The following is a 15967-nucleotide window of genomic DNA, read 5'->3' as shown; positions in this document are numbered from 1 at the left end:
AGGGCGGGAGTTGGGTTGCGCGATTGGGCGCTCGCCAAAATGGCTTGATGGAAGCCGCGGTCGACCAAGGCGGCATCGAACATTCAAGCCAAAAAGGAGGCGACCGCTTTTGCGAGAGATCGGCGAGTGCGAAGGAAAGCGTGTCAAAGGTTCGCGCCATTAATCAGCGCGCGCGCCTCTTCCACTAGCTGACCTGTTGTCGCGGAAGCATGTCGCCTGAGCCGATATTGCGGCGCGCGCCCTTTAGTTTCGCGTTGCGCCTTCAATCGAGCGCAGTTCGGCCGCCGCAGGGGCGCGCATGCTGGAATTGAGTTTCCTCAGCATCGCCACGCAGAGTTCCTTAACGGTCTCATCCTCGACCGTATCGGCCAGTTTCGCCAAATGGCAGAACGCCATCGTGCGCTGCGATACAGCGTCCGCATATTCCGCCGGATCGGTCAAATTGAGGATGTCGTCGTGACTGCTGTCGTCAGACATGACGAAGAAACTCCAAGCTACTCGTTACGGATGACGCGAGACGGCGCTCAGCCGAGGCCAGGATTTTACCAGCCGGGCTGATCGGAAGCCAAGCAACTCTTGCGCAATCGACCTGCCTAATTGGAAGGCGAGCGTCCGTAAGGGTATAGTATAAAGAACCAACGCCGAGGGCCGAAATTGTCTGTCCGTTAGAATCGAAGCTATCTCAGCGGACGCGAGCACATGCGGACATGAGGCTAACGGACGCAGGACCCCGCATGAAAACCATCCTTTACGCGCGCGTCGCGACTCTCGACCAGACCGCCGTGCGCCAGGCAGACGAGGCCCGCGCCAGCGGGTTTGCCATCGATGAGGTGGTTTGGGACGAAGGCCTGTCCAGCCTCCGCGTTCCCCTCGCCGAGCGCCCGCAGGGCCGCCGTTTGTTCGATCTGCTGCGGCCGGGCGATACGCTCGTGGTCCGCTGGTTAGACCGCCTCGGACGCAATGACGCGGAAGTGACCGACGCCATTCGGGAGTTCATGCGCCGGGGAGTCATCGTTCGGACAGTGATCAAGGCGCTCGCCTTCGACGGCGCAACCACGGACCCCACGCAACAAGCCGTGCGGGACGCGCTGATCACATTTTTGGCGGCGACTGCTCAAGCCCAGGCGGAAGCCGCGAAGGAAGCGCAGCGGGCGGGGATCGAACGCGCGAAGGCGAGCGCCGCAAACAAATACCGGGGCCGTAAGCCCAGCTACTCGCGCGCGCAGTTTGAGACGGTCCGTGACCTGCTCGCTCAGGGAACCGGCGTTGGACCCGTGGCCGCTGCGACAGGGCTCTCCCGACAGACCGTCTATCGGATGAGGGACGATGAGGCGCGCGCCGAGGCGGCCCTCGCGGAATGGGGAATGTAGGCGGGGATTGCGCGCGCCGTCGCGCGGACCGTGTTTGGGCGGAATCGCCCCAGTGCAGACAAGGTGATCGATTCCAGATGCTTTAGGGCTGCTCCATCAACTCCTCTGCGGAAAGCCGATCGAGCGCTTGTCGGCGCTTCTTGGAAGCGTAGCTTGGGTAGGCAAGCCAGATAACCGCGGCCAGGCAGATGAACGTCATCGCGCCGAGCAGAAAGGCGTCGTTTAACGCGAGGATCGCCGCCTGCTGGCGAATGAGTTGCGCCGCTCGGCTGCGCGCCGCCTCCGGCGACATGCCGATCGCCTGCATGCGCTCCAGAAACGCGGTCAGCAGATCGAGCGAAGCGAAGCGCCGTCCGCCGAAACGATCGGCGAGGTCGAGCTGATGGAAGGGCGTTCGGCGGAAGAAGACGACGCCGAGCAGCGTGATGCCGAAAGCGCCGAACACCGTGCGCAGCATCGCCAGCTCCTCGGCGGCGCGGATCAGTCGTTCGCCGGCGAGTCCGGTCATGGCGAGCGTCGCGAGCGGCGCAAAGAACATTGCGAGCGAGAAGCCGAAGAAGAACATCGGCGTCGCGACATTGTCGAAAGAGGCGCTCTTGTCGTATCCGCCGAGCCACACAAAAGTCACCGCGAGACCGATGAAATTGAGGAACACGATCAGTCGCGCGTCGACATTCCTCGTTATCTCATGCACGCCGGCGGCGGCGGCCATCGCCAGAAAAATCATGGCCAGATAGACCATGCCGGCGAGCGAAGACGTGTAGCCGAGCAGCATCTGCAGTTGCACGACGAACACCGAAAGCAGGCCCTGAATGATAAGAAAGCCGATCAGCGAACAGAATGTCGCGATCGCGAAATTGCGGTGCAGAAACAGCCGCAGGTCGAGCGCTGGCCGCCGCTCGCCGAACTCCCAGACGATGAACATCGGCAATGTGAGCAGGACGACAAGAAGCAGCCACGCGAGCAAGGGCGAACCGAACCAGTCGAAATCGTTGCCCATATTGAGGATCGTCTGCACGCTGACAAGAATCGTCGCAAGCAGAATGAATCCGATCGTATCGAAGCGCGTCACGCGGCGCTCGAAGCCTCTCCCGTAGAACAGCGCAGCAACGACGCCTGCAACGGGCAAGGCGACCATGACGTTGGAATAAAACAGCCAGCGCCAATTGAAATATTCCGCCCAGAAGCCGCCCATGAAGACGCCGACGGTGAAAGGCGCCATGCTCATGACGCCCCAGAAGCCGACGCCGAGCGTGCGCTGATCATCCGGGTATTGCGCAAGCGTCACCGATTGCGCGAGCGGAAGGGCGACGCCGCCGACAATGCCGAGGACAAAGCGCATCGGCGCAAAAAACCAGATCGTCTCGCTTCCTGCGCACATCAGGGAAACGGCCGCGTAAGCGACGAGGGCGCCGACCAGCACGCGATAATCGCCAAGCCGCCCCGAGAGCCATCGCGACAACGGAAGGCCAAGCGCGATGCCGACCATATGGTCGGTCGTCGCCCAAGTGCCGTAGCTCGGCGACACCCCCTCAAGGCTTCCGGCCGTATAGGGCGCGAGCACCGTGTAGCCGGGCACATTCGACAGCATGACGACATTCGCCGCGCCCGCCGCGCCGTTGAGCAGCAGGAATCGCCAGCCTTTCATTCGCGTCCGTTCCGTCACAACCATCGCGCTCCAGCCGGACGCGCGGGACGCCAAGCCGATTGCAGTTCCATTGAGGCGCGCGGCTTCATCCGTTTTCTCATTTGGCGCGTGCGAGTCATCACTCAAAACAGCGCATTTGTCACGAAGCGCGGGCGCGGAGAAACGCCCCAAGCTTGTCAATGGCGGGCGCCATGGGCCATACAAGCCGCCAGGAAAGCGGAGAAAGCGCGTGACGGGGATCTGGTTTCAGGTAGCGCTCATATTCGGTCTTGCGCTCATCTCCGCGATGATCGCCGCAAGATTTCGAATCTCGACCGCGTTGACCGAAATCATCGTCGGCATGTGCGCACGAGCGCTTTTCGCCGCGACTGTCGGCGCCGAAATCTTCAACGTTCAGGAACCTTGGGTCAAGACGCTCGCCGGACTTGGCGCGATCGCGCTCACATTTCTCGCGGGCGCGGAACTCGATCCCGACGTCTTTAAGCTGAAGTGGAAGGAGGCCGCGGCGATCGGCGCCGCCAGCTTCCTCGCGCCCGCCATCGGCTGCTGGGCGGTCGCTTATTATCTGCTGAGTTGGGACAGTTCGCCGGCGCTGCTCGCCGGCATCGCCCTCGCCGCCACCTCGGTCGCAGTCGTCTATACGGTGATGATGGAATATGGATTCAACCGCACCGATTTCGGCAAGACGATACTCGCCGCCTGTTTCATCACCGACCTTGGCACGGTCGTCACGCTCGGCCTTGTCTTCGCGCCCTTCACCTGGAAGACTGCCCTGTTCGTCGCTGCCGTCGGCGCGGCCTTCGTCGCATTGCCGCGCGTCACGCCAGCGATCTTTGCAAAGTTCGGCGGCCGCCCCTCCGAATTCGAAACGAAATTCCTGTTCTTTGCGCTGATGGCGCTCGGCGCGCTCGCGACTTGGGCCGGGAGCGAAGGCGTGCTGCCCGCCTATCTCATTGGCATGGCGCTCGCGGGCTCGGTCGGCCGTGATCACGCGCTTATTCGTAGATTCAGGACGATCGTCATTGGTTTGCTGACGCCTTTCTATTTCATCCGGGCGGGATATTTCGTTTCCATTCCCGCCGTTTTTGCTGCGCCGCTCGGCGTCGCCGCCTTTCTCGCCGTCGAGTTGGCGACCAAGGTCGCCAGCGTCTATCCCGTCGCGCGCCGTTTCGGCTCGCCGCACAAGGACGCCATGTATACGACGCTGTTGATGGCGTCCGGCCTTACGTTCGGCACGATTTCGGCGCTGTTCGGCTTGTCAAACAACATCATTGACGAAAGCCAATATTCGACGCTGGTCGCGGCGATCATCGCGACGGCGATCGTGCCGACAATGATCGCGAACAGTCTTTATTTGCCGCGCCATCGGCTGCCGCAAAATGGCGCGCAGAAGCAGCCTGTCGCCGCTGATCGGGCTGCGGAGACTGTTCTGGAGGGATAAATGCGACTTGATTCCCGGCGGGCGCGATGCAATCAACGCCCATTGTCGCTCGAGGGAGCGCGCCTGCCCAGCCGCGCGCTTGCGCTCCGCTTAACTTCGAAGCGCTCGAAAAAGGAAGGATGATCTGAATGCGCATCTTTTTGAGGCTATCGGCTCTGGTGGCGTTTATTGCGGTCGCGCCGGCATTTGCTCAAGGAACGCCCCAGCAGCGCGCATCCTGCGAAGCCGACGCGAATCGCGTTTGCGATGCATATATTCCCGACGCCGTGGCCATCGAACGATGCCTGAGAAGCAACGCCGGTTCGATTAGCGCTGCGTGCCGGGCCGAACTCGGCATCGCGTCAGCGGCGCCCGGCGGCAAACGGCGCAGGCGCTAGATCATGCTGCATTTGGGCGCAATCGCCCAAATGCAGATCAATTGATCGATACCTAAGGCGTAGAGCGCGCTTTGCGCGAAAAGCCAGCGTCCACTTTTTCACGCGCCGCGCTCTAAACGGCGGGGGCAAACTGTCCCCACGTCAATTTGCGCTATTTTCTCTTGAGGGCGCGAGGGCGAGCCGACTCTCGGCGAGCCGCGCGGCCTCGGCGCCGGATAACATCGCGCCATTGAAGCCATGTTCGCCGCCGAACGCCGAGGCGAGAAAGAGTCCGGCGATCGGCGTCTGCGGCGTGCGCGGAAATCCCATCAAGATCGGCGCTTCGGCGGGCAACGCAGCAAAGCCGTATACCGCGCCTTCCGGCGTGTTGAGATAGCTCGCCATCGAATAGGCGTTGAGCAGCATCCGCGTCGTGACCAGACCGGAAAAGCCCGGATAGTCGCGGTCGAGAGAAGCCTGTATCGCGTCGAGCCAGCGTTCGCGGCGCGCCAGCGCCGCTTCGCGCGGCAGATCGCGCCAGTTGTCGAAGCGATCGAGGCCGAGCACGCTGACAAGAATCGGCGGCTCGTCCCACAGCCCTGAGTCGACCGCGGTGAAATTGGCGATCGTATGGAGCGGCAGCGCGCCCTTGGGGTCTTCCGACATCGCGCCGGCGCCGTCGCCATATTGATCGAAGCGCCGCATGTCCGGCGGCATGACCACGGTCGTGAACTCCGTCAGCCCGACTGTCGAGGGTTTCGCGCTCAAGCCGAAATTTGCCGAAAATAACGACGTGGAGAGCCTGCGGGACCCGAAGGCCTCCTCCATTTTCGCGCGCGCGGCGACGTCCATCATCGCGGCGGCCTCTGAAGGCGCGCAATTCGCCATTACCGCGCGCGCTTCGATGCGTTCTTCGCCCTCGCCGTCGCGCCGGGCGACGTGGCGGATCGCTATGACCGCGCCGTCTGCATCGGTCTCGATGGCGTTGACCTGCCGGCCCATGCGCACGACGCCGCCGGTCTTGGTGATCGCCTTCGCGAGTTTGAGGCTCAACTGACGCGACCCGCCTTTGATGTAGGCGCCGCCCGAGCTGATATATGCGCCTTGCGCGATTGCATAATAGATCCACCACAGCCGGCGCGGATCATCGCCGTAATAGGCGAGATTGGCGCCCAATGCGCATTTCAGGGCTTCGCAGCCGGCGAAATCGCGCTCCATGATCTCATGCAGCGAGTTCTGCCAGCCGGCGGCCGCGGGCTGGACTTCCCAAAGTCCGCGCGCCAATTTGGCGAAGGAGCCTTCCTCGCGCGCCTGCTTTAGCGTCCACAGGGCGTCGTGGATCTGCTCCACCTCGCCGAGAAACTGCTGAATTGCGGCGCGCTTATCGGGGAATCGGGCGGCGAGCGCCTCATAGGCCGGTCCAAAGCCGAAAGGCAGTTCGAAGGGCTCGTCGACAGGGCCGCCGCGCACCTCATAGAGGGCGCCGGTCGGCAGCCACTCGATCTCGTCGAGAATCCCCAGGCGGCGCAGGATGTCGTGCTTCACGTCACGGGGGTTGCGCGCGTCCGAGGTCTGATGGAGCGAGGCTTCGACGGTCAGCGGACCGACCTTGTAGACCGACGCTGCGCCGCCCAGACTGAAATTGCGCTCGAGCAGGCAGACGCTGTAGCCGGCATGCGCCAGCAGCGCGCCCGCCGTCAATCCGCCCAGTCCCGAGCCAATCACCACGGCGTCGAATGTCTTATCGCTCATTCTCGAATCATCGTTTTTGCTGGAGGATCGCCACTCTATCCCGCCCGGAGCCTCTGGCGAAAGGCGGCGGTTGACACAAGATAGGACACCAAGCCGAAGACTCTTTGGAAAAGGCGCTGGCGCATGGCTAATGAAAGCTTTCCCCTAACCCACACCGACGCCGAATGGCGGGCGCTGCTCACGCCCGAACAATATGAAGTCATGCGCGGCCATGGCACGGAGCGCCCCGGAAGCTGCGCGCTCAACCACGAAAAGCGGCGCGGCGCATTCAATTGCGCCGGCTGCGGCCAGCCGCTGTTTCGTTCCGGCGAGAAGTTCGAAAGCGGCACCGGCTGGCCGAGCTTCTCCGATCCGCTTCCCGGCGCGCTCGGCTCGACCGTCGATCGCAGCTACGGCATGGTGCGCACCGAAGTGCACTGCAGCCGCTGCGGCTCGCACCTCGGCCATGTATTCAACGACGGCCCCCCGCCGACGGGACTGCGCTATTGCATCAATGGCGTCGCGCTTGATTTTCAGCCCGAGTAGGCGTCGAACGACTATGGGCCGTCACAATAGGCCGATAGAGCAAAGGATGCGGCGTTGACTGCGACAAATTTTTTTTTGATCAGTCTTGGCGGCTCCTGCGCCCGCTCTCCTGCGGTTTCTTCGGATAGGCAAGGACGGGGTTCAGTTTCGCTTTAGCGCGCGCAAGCCGCCTCTCCATGCCTGCCAGATCAGCCTTGCAGGCGTGTAGGAAGCTTTGCGCTTTCTGTAGAGATTGAGCGGTATCGTCGGCGCCAGCGCGACTCATGCTAAACTACTCGATAAGATAGGCCAAGGATAGGCGATCGGCCCGGCTTGTCGAATAAGCGACATGCCTTGGGCGCCTTGTCGCGCGAGCGGGAGTCGCTTCAAAACGCCGGTGACGACGGCGCGCCGCCGGAAGCCCGGCCGGCTTGACGAGCAATTTTGATTCCCGTCATACGAGGTGTCCGCCAACGAATTCTTCAGCAAGCGGACTCATGCGCACGTCGGCTCGTAGCGGCGAACCGCGGGCCTTCATGCGCGGCTTGAACAAAACGACGGTCGCAAGACAGGCTGCAGCCTGACATCGGCAGGATTTTCAGCCCGGTCGACCGGGGAGCGGTTCGGCGGCGCCAACCCGTTTCTCGATGACCGAAAAAACGAATTCTGGGCCTGTGCGACGCGGGCCCCGAGAGGGAGTGGACTGCATGTCAGAAAGGTCAGCCGCCGCGCCGGGCGCGAGCGGAATAGACAATCAGCATCTTGCGCCGAAGTCCGACATCGAGATTTCGCAGGCCGCGAAGATGCGGCCGATCATCGACGTCGCCCGCGACAAGCTCGGCATCCCGGCCGAGCATGTGCAGCCCTATGGCCATTACAAGGGCAAAATATCCCTCGACTATATTTCTTCCCTCGCCGGCCAGACGGACGGCAAGCTGATCCTCGTCACGGCGATTACGCCGACGCCTGCCGGCGAAGGCAAGACGACGACCACCGTCGGTCTCACCGACGGCCTCAATCACATCGGCAAGAAAGCGCTGTGCTGTTTGCGCGAACCATCGCTTGGCCCCTGCTTTGGCGTGAAGGGCGGCGCGGCGGGCGGCGGCTATGCGCAGGTAGTGCCCATGGAGGACATCAACCTCCACTTCACCGGCGATTTCCACGCGATCGGCGCGGCCAACAATCTGCTCGCGGCGCTAATCGACAACCACATCTATTGGGGCGGCGAGCCCAAGATCGATTCGCGCCGGGTTTCTTGGCGGCGCGTCGTCGACATGAACGATCGCGCCTTGCGCTCGGTCGTTTCGTCGCTCGGCGGCGTGGCGAACGGCTTTGCCCGCGAGGACGGATTTGACATCACCGTCGCCTCGGAGGTGATGGCGATCTTTTGCCTCGCTTCGGATTTTGCCGATCTGCAGCGGCGGCTGGGCGACATCATCGTCGGCCAAACGCGCGACAAGAAGAACGTGCGCGCCTCTGAAGTGAAGGCGGCGGGCTCCATGGCCGCGCTGCTCAAGGACGCGATCGCGCCCAATCTCGTGCAGACGCTGGAGAATAACCCGGCGATCATCCACGGCGGTCCCTTCGCTAATATCGCCCACGGCTGCAACTCGGTCATCGCGACGAAGGCCGGCCTGAAGCTCGCCGATTACGTCGTGACCGAGGCGGGCTTCGGCGCCGATCTCGGCGCGGAGAAGTTCTTCGACATCAAGTGCCGTAAGGCTGGCCTGAAGCCCGACATCACCGTGATCGTCGCGACGATTCGCGCGCTCAAGATGCATGGCGGCGTCGCCAAGGACGATCTGAAGGCCGAGAATGTCGCGGCGGTCGAGAAGGGCTTCGAGAATCTGAAGCGCCATATCGGCAACGTCCGCAAATTCGGCGTGCCGGTTCTCGTCTCGATCAACAAATTTTCGGCGGACACGGCGGCCGAGATGGCGGCGCTCGACAAACTCTGCAAGGCGGAAGGCGTCGAATGCGTCGTCGCCGACAATTGGGGCTCCGGCGGCGCTGGCGCGGCGGACCTCGCAAGGGCCGTCGTCAAGACGATCGAGACGCAGCCCTCGAACTTCAAGCCGCTCTATCCGGACGACATGCCGCTTGCCGAAAAGGTCCGCACGATCGCCAAGGAGCTCTACGGCGCCGCCGATATCTCCTATGACTCGAGCATCAAGGCGCGTTTCGCCGAGTTGGAGAAGGAAGGCTTCGGCAAATTCCCGGTCTGCATCGCCAAGACGCAATACAGCTTCTCGACGGATCAAAACGCCAAAGGCGCGCCTTCAGGGTTCACCATCCCGATTCGCGAACTGCGTCTCTCGGCGGGCGCCGAGTTCATCGTAGCGGTGTGCGGCGACATCATGACGATGCCGGGATTGCCCAAGGTTCCCGCCGCAAACAATATCTATGTTGACGACGCGGGCCGCATCGCCGGCCTGTTCTAGCGCTTTTTCGGCGCCGTCGGCGCCGCGCCATCTGAAACCTGCCGCTCGAAAGGAGCTTGAGAATGTTGAATTCCAGAATTCCTGGCAAGAATTTTCTTTTTGTGCCGGGCCCGACCAATCTCCCCGACCGCGTTGTGCGCGCGATGTCGGTCGCGTCTGAGGATCATCGCTCGCCGACCTTCCCGGATCTCGTAAAGCCGCTCTTTCCTGGCTTGAAGAAGGTCTTCGGCACCGAGAAGGGCCACGCCTTCATCTTCCCGGCGTCGGGCACCGGCGGCTGGGAAGCTGCGATCACCAACACGCTGTCGCCGGGCGACAAGGTTCTGGCGCAGCGCTTCGGTCAGTTCTCCCATCTGTGGATCGATCTTTGTAAGCGTCAGGGCCTGGACGTCGTCGTGCAGGAGCGCGAATGGGGCACCGGCAATGATCCCGAGCTGATCGAAGAGACGCTGAAGGCCGACAAGAATCACGAGATCAAGGCCGTTCTCGCCACGCATAATGAAACGGCGACCGGCGTGACCTCCGACATCGCCGCGGTGCGCAGGGCGATGGACAACGCCAAGCACCCGGCGTTGCTCTTCGTCGACGGCGTGTCCTCGGTCGCGTCACTCGAGTTCAAAATGGACGAATGGGGCGTCGACGTGATCGTGTCGGGCTCGCAAAAGGGTTTCATGCTGCCGGCCGGTCTGTTGCTCATGGCGGCGAGCCAGAAGGCGATCGACGCGGGCAAGTCCAACAAGGGCCGCCGCGCCTATTTCGAATTCCAGGACATGATCAACGCCAACAAGGGCGGCTATTTCCCTTACACGCCTTCCGTGCCGTTGCTCTATGGCCTCAAGGAAGCGCTCTCGATCCTGTTCGAAGAAGGCCTCGATCAGGTCTACAAGCGCCACCATCATCTCGCCGAGGGCGTTCGCGCGGCGGTCTCCGCATGGGGCCTCAAGTGCTGCGCCAAGGAGCCGAAGTGGAACTCCGACACCGTCACGGCGATCGTCGTGCCGGAAGACTATGACGCCGCCAAGGTCATCGAGATCGCCTACAAGCGCTACAATCTTGCGCTCGGTGCCGGCCTGTCTGAAGTCGCGGGCAAGGTGTTCCGCATCGGCCATCTCGGCGACCTCAACGAACTCATGCTGCTTGGCGCCATCGGCGGCGCCGAGATGGCCATGCTCGACGTCGGCATCCCCGTGACTCCGGGTTCTGGCGTTGCGGCGGCGCAGGCGGTCTATCGCGCCAATCCGCTGCTCAAGATGTAAATCGGCAACCGGCGGTCGGAGCGCTCCGACCGCCGGAGCCCGATTGATGACTGCCAAAAAAAGAATTGAGAAAGAGGGGAAACCAGGACATGTCGCACAAAATCGTCTTTCTCGATCGGGAAACGCTCGACGCCAATGTGCGCAAGCCGAATTTTCCTCACGAATACACTGAACACGCCCAGACGGCGCCCGACCAGATCGTTGAACGCCTGAAGGGCGCGACGATCTGCATCACCAATAAGGTGCCGCTGCGCGAAGCGACGTTGAAGCAGCTTCCCGATCTCAAGCTCATCGCCGTCGCCGCGACCGGCACGGACGTGATCGACAAGACCTATACGAGCGCCAATGGGATCGTCGTCTCGAACATTCGCAACTACGCCTTCAACACGCTGCCCGAACATGTGTTCGCGCTGCTGTTCGCGCTGCGCCGCAACCTGGTCAATTACTACAACTCCGTGCGGCAAGGCCGCTGGGGTTACGCCAATCAGTTCTGCTACTTCGACTATCCGATCTACGATATCGCCGGCTCGACTCTCGGCATCGTCGGCTATGGCGCGCTCGGCAGGGAAATCGAGAAGCGGGCGGTCGCGCTCGGCATGAAGGTGCTGATCAACGACGTCACCGACGTGCCGAACAAGGTGGACGTCGCGACCATCCTGCGCGAGTCGGATGTCGTGACGCTCAACCTGCCGCTCACCCCGGAGACGAAGAACATGATCGGCGCCAAGGAGTTCGCGTCGATGAAGAAAACCGCTTGCATCATCAACACGGCGCGCGGCGGCATCGTCGACGAGGCGGCGCTCGCCGATGCGCTGCGCAAGGGAGTCATCGCCGGCGCCGGCATGGATGTTTTGACTGTCGAGCCGCCAAAGAACGGCAATATCCTGCTCGACCCGACGATTCCCAATCTCATCATCACGCCGCACGTCGCCTGGGCCTCGAAAGAGGCGATGCAGGTGCTGGCCGATCAGCTCGTCGACAATATCGACGCGTTTGTCGCCGGCAGCCCGCGCAACGTCGTGACGGCGTGAGGACGACGTGTCTCGCATGCTGCCGCCGTCATGCCCGCGCTCGTCGCGGGCATCCACGCCGCGCCGCTACGGAGCGTTTGAAAATGTTGCGCAACGTCCCGGCGTGGATGGCCGGGACAAGCCCGGCCATGACGTGGCCTGAGGAACTCCGATGACCAAGAAACTTCTTTTCCTTTTTGACACCGATCCGGTTCCGAGCGTTTTCGACACGGTCGTCGGCTATGACGGCGGCGCCGATCACATCATCGGCTATGGCGCCGTGACGCCCGAAAACGTCGGCGCGCTGGTCGACGGCTGCATTTACACGCGCGGGCCGAAGGAAAAACAGAATACGGCGATTTTCGTCGGCGGCGGCAACATGACGGCTGGCGAAGCCGTGTTCAAAGCGGTGAAGAAGCGCTTCTTCTCGAATTTCCGCGTCTCGGCGATGCTCGATTCGAACGGCTCCAATACGACCGCCGCGGCGGGCGTCGCGCTGCTCGCCAAGGCGAGTTCGCTCAAGGGCAAGAAGGCTGTCGTTCTCGCCGGCACCGGCCCGGTCGGCATGCGCGCCGCGGCGATGCTCAATATCGAAGGCGCCGAAGTCGCGATCACCTCGCGTCATAAGTCGCGCGCCGAGGCGGCGGCCGCGGCTATTCAGGAGCGCTTCGGCTTCACGCCCAAAGCGATTGAAGCCGCCGACAACGCGGCGCGCGCTCAGGCGGTCAAGGGCGCACAGATCGTGTTCGCGGCGGGCGCTATCGGTGTGCCGCTGCTCGACGAAAAGGATTGGCAGAGCGATCCAACGATCGAACTCATCGCCGACTGCAATGCGCAGCCGCCGCTTGGCGTCGGCGGCGTCGAGGCGACCGACAAGGCGAAAGAGCGTCATGGCAAGATCGTCATTGGCGCGCTGGGACTGGGCGGGCTCAAGCTCAAATTGCACCGCGAATGCGTGGGCAAGCTGTTTGACGCCGCCGACCAAGTGTTCGACTGCGAAAACATTTATGCACAAGCCAAAGAGCTCGCCTGAGCGAGGAAAGATATGAGCGCCAAGAACGATACGATTGGGAAATTCCTCGACGAACTCGCCAGCGATGCGCCGACTCCGGGCGGCGGCGGCGCTGCGGCGCTGTCTGGCGCCATGGGCGCGGCGCTCGTATCGATGGTGTGCAACCTCACCATCGGCAAGAAGAATTACGAAGCCGTTTCAGCCGATCTGCAGCAGACTCTCGCCAAGGCTGAAAAGCTGCGCGCCGAACTGACCGCGGGCGTCGATGAAGACGTCGTCGCCTTCAACACGCTGATGGGGGCCTACGGCCTGCCGCGCGGCACGGATGAAGAGAAGGCGAAGCGCTCGGCGGCGATTCAGACGGCGCTGAAGGAAGCGACGCTGGCGCCGCTGAAGACATGCAAAATCTGCTACGACGTGATTGCGCTGTCTAAGGAAGCCGCGGACAAGGGCAATCTCAACGTCATCAGCGACGCCGGCGTCGCCGTGCTCGCGGCAAACGCCGGTCTGCGCAGTTGCGCGCTCAACGTCTTCATCAACGCCAAGGCGATCAAGGACCGCGACTTCGCGGAGACGCAGCTTGCAGAAGTTAATGCTCTGCTCGCCAAGGCCGCCGCCGAGACTGAAGCGGTCTATGACACGGTCAAAGCCAAGATAGGCGGCTAAGCACGCCGCGCCGAAAATCGCGAGGAGAGGACTGACATGGACGTCCACGAGTATCAGGCCAAAGAAATTCTGGCGAGCCACGGCGTCGATATTCCGCCGGGCACGGTCGCCTTCAGTCCGGATCAGGCGGTTTACGCCGCGACTGAACTCGGCGGCTCGCATTGGGTCGTCAAGGCGCAAATTCACGCCGGCGCACGCGGCAAGGCGGGCGGCGTCAAGCTTTGCCGCACCTATCACGAAGTGCAGCAAGCGGCGCGCGATCTTCTCGGCAAGCGACTCGTCACCGGCCAGACCGGACCCGAGGGCAAGCCGGTGCAGCGCGTCTATGTCGAAGTCGCCGATCCTTTTGAGCGTGAGCTTTATCTAGGCTACGTGCTCGACCGCAAATTGGAGCGCGTGCGCGTCATCGCCTCAAAACACGGCGGCATGGAGATCGAGGAGATCGCCAAAAATACGCCGGACGAGCTGCTCCAGGTGATCGTCGAGCCCGCCGTCGGCCTGCAGCAGTTTCAGGCGCGCGAACTCGCCTTTCAGCTCGGCCTCAATATCAAACAGGTCTCGCGTGCGGTGAAGACGATCATGGGCGCTTATCGCGCCTTCCGCGACAATGACGCGACCATGCTTGAGATCAATCCGCTCGTCGTCACCAAGGACGACAAGGTGCTGGCGCTCGACGCGAAAATGTCCTTCGACGACAATGCGCTGTTCCGCCGTCACAACATCGTCGACATGAACGATCCCTCGCAGAGCGACCCGCGCGAAGCGCAGGCGCTGGAGCACAACCTGAATTATATCGGCCTCGAAGGCGAGATCGGCTGCATCGTCAATGGCGCCGGACTCGCCATGGCGACGATGGATATGATCAAGCACGCCGGCGGCAATCCGGCCAACTTTCTCGATGTCGGCGGCGGCGCTTCGCCGGAGCGCGTCGCGACGGCCTTTCGCCTCGTTCTGTCCGATCGACGCGTGAAAGTCGTGCTGGTCAATATTTTTGCCGGCATCAATCGTTGCGACTGGGTCGCGCAAGGCGTCGTTGACGCGGTGCGCGCTGAAAAGATCGAAGGCGTGCCGCTCGTGGTGCGACTCGCCGGCACCAATGTCGAAGCGGGCAAGAAGATCATCGCCGAAAGCGGTATTCCGATCATCCAGGCCGATACACTCGCCGAAGCCGCCGAGAAAGCCGTCGCCGCCTACAAGGGCGCGAAGTAAGCGCCGGAGAACGACACATGAGCATTCTCATTGACGAAAAGACGCCGATCCTCGTTCAAGGCATCACCGGCGACAAGGGCAGCTTTCACACCAAGGAGATGATCGACTACGGCACCAATGTCGTCGCCGGCGTCACGCCCGGAAAGGGCGGCAAGACCCACCAAGGCGTGCCGGTGTTCAACACCGTGCGCGAAGCGGTGCGCGAGACCGGCGCGCAGGCGTCGATCACCTTCGTCGCGCCGGCCTTCTGCGCCGACGCCATCATGGAGGCGGCCGACTCCGGGGTCCGTCTGATCTGCTCGATCACCGACGGCATTCCGGCGCAGGACATGATGCGCGTGAAGCGTTACTTCCTGCGCTTCCCGAAGGACCGCCGGCCGATGATGGTCGGCCCCAACTGCGCCGGCATCATTTCGCCGGGCAAGGCGATGCTCGGCATCATGCCGGGCCATATCTACAAGCAGGGCGTGGTGGGGCTGATCTCGCGCTCCGGCACGCTCGGCTACGAAGCGGCGTCGCAGCTGAAGGCGCTTGGCATTGGCATATCGACGTCCGTCGGCATTGGCGGCGATCCGATCAACGGCTCCTCGTTCCTCGACCATCTGGTGCTCTTCGACAAAGACCCGGAGACTAAGGCGGTGCTCATCATCGGCGAGATCGGCGGTCCGCAGGAGGCCGAGGCCTCCGCCTGGATCAAGGAGAATTTCTCCAAGCCGGTGATCGGCTTCGTCGCCGGCCTTACGGCCCCCAAAGGACGCCGCATGGGCCACGCCGGGGCGATCATTTCGGCGTCGGGCGACAGCGCCGCGGAAAAGACCGAGATCATGAAGTCCTACGGGTTGACCGTCGCGCCGAGCCCGGCCGAATTCGGATCGACCGTCGCCAAAGTCTTGCAGGGCGCCTGAGTGACAAGGTCGACGCCGGCGCCATTGCGCCTCGACGTCCGTCGGCATGTCGCGACCGCCGTTCGTTCGCGACGCGCGAGCGCTAGAGCGCGCTGCGAAAAAGTGGAATCCGGTTTTTCGCGTAAAGCGCGCTCTAGACTTTTGGAATCGATCGCGTTGTCTGCATTTGGGCGATTCCGCCCAAACGCGGCGTGATCTAAGGAGTTTCGATGACCGCCGAGACCCAGACATTGAGGAGCCCGTCTTCGACCGGGCTGCCGTCTGCTTATGCGACTCGTTCGGTCACCGAAGCGTCCGCTTTTCTGCGTGAACAGTTGCTCACCGTCATTCGCCGTCACACGCCGGAGATCGAGGCGGTGGTGCGCGACTCCAAGGCGGGCGCGGGTCTCGAGCCGCG

14 protein-coding genes are annotated in these 15967 nt (G+C 62.7%); 11 read left to right on the top strand and 3 right to left on the bottom strand.

The window, feature by feature from the left end; translation table 11 throughout:
- Nucleotides 1-243: 243 nt before the first annotated feature.
- Nucleotides 244-477: a hypothetical protein gene (locus QZ964_RS15960; RefSeq protein ID WP_292532688.1), complete on the bottom strand. Its 234-nt coding sequence runs from the start codon at nt 475-477 to the stop codon at nt 244-246.
- Nucleotides 478-734: 257 nt separating this feature from the next.
- Here QZ964_RS15960 and QZ964_RS15955 point away from each other — a divergent pair, with 257 nt between their 5' ends.
- Nucleotides 735-1370 (top strand): recombinase family protein, encoded by a 636-nt coding sequence (locus QZ964_RS15955; RefSeq protein ID WP_292532686.1) that lies wholly within the window; start codon nt 735-737, stop codon nt 1368-1370.
- Between the two features lie 82 nt (nt 1371-1452).
- Here the strand turns inward: QZ964_RS15955 and QZ964_RS15950 are convergent, their stop codons facing one another.
- Nucleotides 1453-3018, bottom strand: a complete 1566-nt coding sequence (locus tag QZ964_RS15950) for a DHA2 family efflux MFS transporter permease subunit (protein WP_292532685.1) — start codon at nt 3016-3018, stop codon at nt 1453-1455.
- A gap of 229 nt (nt 3019-3247) precedes the next feature.
- On the opposite strand from QZ964_RS15950, the gene QZ964_RS15945 reads away from it, so the two are divergent.
- Nucleotides 3248-4459 carry a cation:proton antiporter gene (locus QZ964_RS15945; RefSeq protein ID WP_292532683.1) on the top strand — a complete coding sequence of 404 codons (1212 nt, stop codon included), beginning with the start codon at nt 3248-3250 and terminating at the stop codon, nt 4457-4459.
- A gap of 518 nt (nt 4460-4977) precedes the next feature.
- Here the strand turns inward: QZ964_RS15945 and QZ964_RS15935 are convergent.
- The gene (locus QZ964_RS15935; RefSeq protein ID WP_292532679.1) at nt 4978-6567 is read right to left on the bottom strand and encodes an NAD(P)/FAD-dependent oxidoreductase; all 1590 of its coding nucleotides are present in this window, start codon (nt 6565-6567) and stop codon (nt 4978-4980) included.
- A 123-nt stretch (nt 6568-6690) separates the two neighbouring features.
- Here QZ964_RS15935 and msrB point away from each other — a divergent pair, with 123 nt between their 5' ends.
- The 9 genes from msrB to QZ964_RS15890 form a co-directional block, all read left to right on the top strand.
- Nucleotides 6691-7092 (top strand): peptide-methionine (R)-S-oxide reductase MsrB, encoded by a 402-nt coding sequence (gene msrB, locus QZ964_RS15930; protein ID WP_292532677.1) that lies wholly within the window; start codon nt 6691-6693, stop codon nt 7090-7092.
- A gap of 686 nt (nt 7093-7778) precedes the next feature.
- Nucleotides 7779-9512: a formate--tetrahydrofolate ligase gene (locus tag QZ964_RS15925; RefSeq protein WP_292532675.1), complete on the top strand. Its 1734-nt coding sequence runs from the start codon at nt 7779-7781 to the stop codon at nt 9510-9512.
- Nucleotides 9513-9574: 62 nt separating this feature from the next.
- Nucleotides 9575-10768 (top strand): aminotransferase class V-fold PLP-dependent enzyme, encoded by a 1194-nt coding sequence (locus QZ964_RS15920; protein WP_292532673.1) that lies wholly within the window; start codon nt 9575-9577, stop codon nt 10766-10768.
- 89 nt (nt 10769-10857) lie between these two features.
- On the top strand, nt 10858-11799 hold the full coding sequence (locus tag QZ964_RS15915) for a D-2-hydroxyacid dehydrogenase (protein WP_292532672.1): 942 nt from the start codon (nt 10858-10860) through the stop codon (nt 11797-11799).
- A 151-nt stretch (nt 11800-11950) separates the two neighbouring features.
- On the top strand, nt 11951-12811 hold the full coding sequence (locus QZ964_RS15910; RefSeq protein ID WP_292532670.1) for an NAD(P)-dependent methylenetetrahydromethanopterin dehydrogenase: 861 nt from the start codon (nt 11951-11953) through the stop codon (nt 12809-12811).
- A gap of 12 nt (nt 12812-12823) precedes the next feature.
- Nucleotides 12824-13456 carry a methenyltetrahydrofolate cyclohydrolase gene (fchA, locus tag QZ964_RS15905; RefSeq protein WP_292532669.1) on the top strand — a complete coding sequence of 211 codons (633 nt, stop codon included), beginning with the start codon at nt 12824-12826 and terminating at the stop codon, nt 13454-13456.
- A gap of 36 nt (nt 13457-13492) precedes the next feature.
- Nucleotides 13493-14665, top strand: coding sequence for a malate--CoA ligase subunit beta (locus QZ964_RS15900; protein WP_292532668.1), 1173 nt, complete (start codon nt 13493-13495; stop codon nt 14663-14665).
- A 17-nt stretch (nt 14666-14682) separates the two neighbouring features.
- Nucleotides 14683-15570, top strand: a complete 888-nt coding sequence (sucD, locus tag QZ964_RS15895; RefSeq protein ID WP_292532666.1) for a succinate--CoA ligase subunit alpha — start codon at nt 14683-14685, stop codon at nt 15568-15570.
- A gap of 209 nt (nt 15571-15779) precedes the next feature.
- Nucleotides 15780-15967: hypothetical protein (locus tag QZ964_RS15890; RefSeq protein WP_292532665.1), on the top strand; the 188-nt coding region annotated here is incomplete at its 3' end.

Origin of the sequence: Methylocystis sp. (genome assembly GCF_021731785.1) — a bacterium.
GTDB lineage: Bacteria > Pseudomonadota > Alphaproteobacteria > Rhizobiales > Beijerinckiaceae > Methylocystis.
This window is presented reverse-complemented; position numbering and strand designations above follow the sequence as displayed.

Bases quoted from the DNA above. Each gene is read 5' to 3' on its own strand.
- msrB (WP_292532677.1), top strand. From the start codon at position 6,691: ATGGCTAATGAAAGCTTTCCCCTAACCCACACCGACGCCGAATGGCGG.
- QZ964_RS15910 (WP_292532670.1), top strand. From the start codon at position 11,951: ATGACCAAGAAACTTCTTTTCCTTTTTGACACCGATCCGGTTCCGAGC.
- QZ964_RS15920 (WP_292532673.1), top strand. From the start codon at position 9,575: ATGTTGAATTCCAGAATTCCTGGCAAGAATTTTCTTTTTGTGCCGGGC.
- QZ964_RS15900 (WP_292532668.1), top strand. From the start codon at position 13,493: ATGGACGTCCACGAGTATCAGGCCAAAGAAATTCTGGCGAGCCACGGC.
- fchA (WP_292532669.1), top strand. From the start codon at position 12,824: ATGAGCGCCAAGAACGATACGATTGGGAAATTCCTCGACGAACTCGCC.
- QZ964_RS15960 (WP_292532688.1), bottom strand. From the start codon at position 477: ATGTCTGACGACAGCAGTCACGACGACATCCTCAATTTGACCGATCCG.
- QZ964_RS15915 (WP_292532672.1), top strand. From the start codon at position 10,858: ATGTCGCACAAAATCGTCTTTCTCGATCGGGAAACGCTCGACGCCAAT.
- QZ964_RS15935 (WP_292532679.1), bottom strand. From the start codon at position 6,567: ATGAGCGATAAGACATTCGACGCCGTGGTGATTGGCTCGGGACTGGGC.
- QZ964_RS15925 (WP_292532675.1), top strand. From the start codon at position 7,779: ATGTCAGAAAGGTCAGCCGCCGCGCCGGGCGCGAGCGGAATAGACAAT.
- sucD (WP_292532666.1), top strand. From the start codon at position 14,683: ATGAGCATTCTCATTGACGAAAAGACGCCGATCCTCGTTCAAGGCATC.
- QZ964_RS15950 (WP_292532685.1), bottom strand. From the start codon at position 3,018: ATGAAAGGCTGGCGATTCCTGCTGCTCAACGGCGCGGCGGGCGCGGCG.
- QZ964_RS15955 (WP_292532686.1), top strand. From the start codon at position 735: ATGAAAACCATCCTTTACGCGCGCGTCGCGACTCTCGACCAGACCGCC.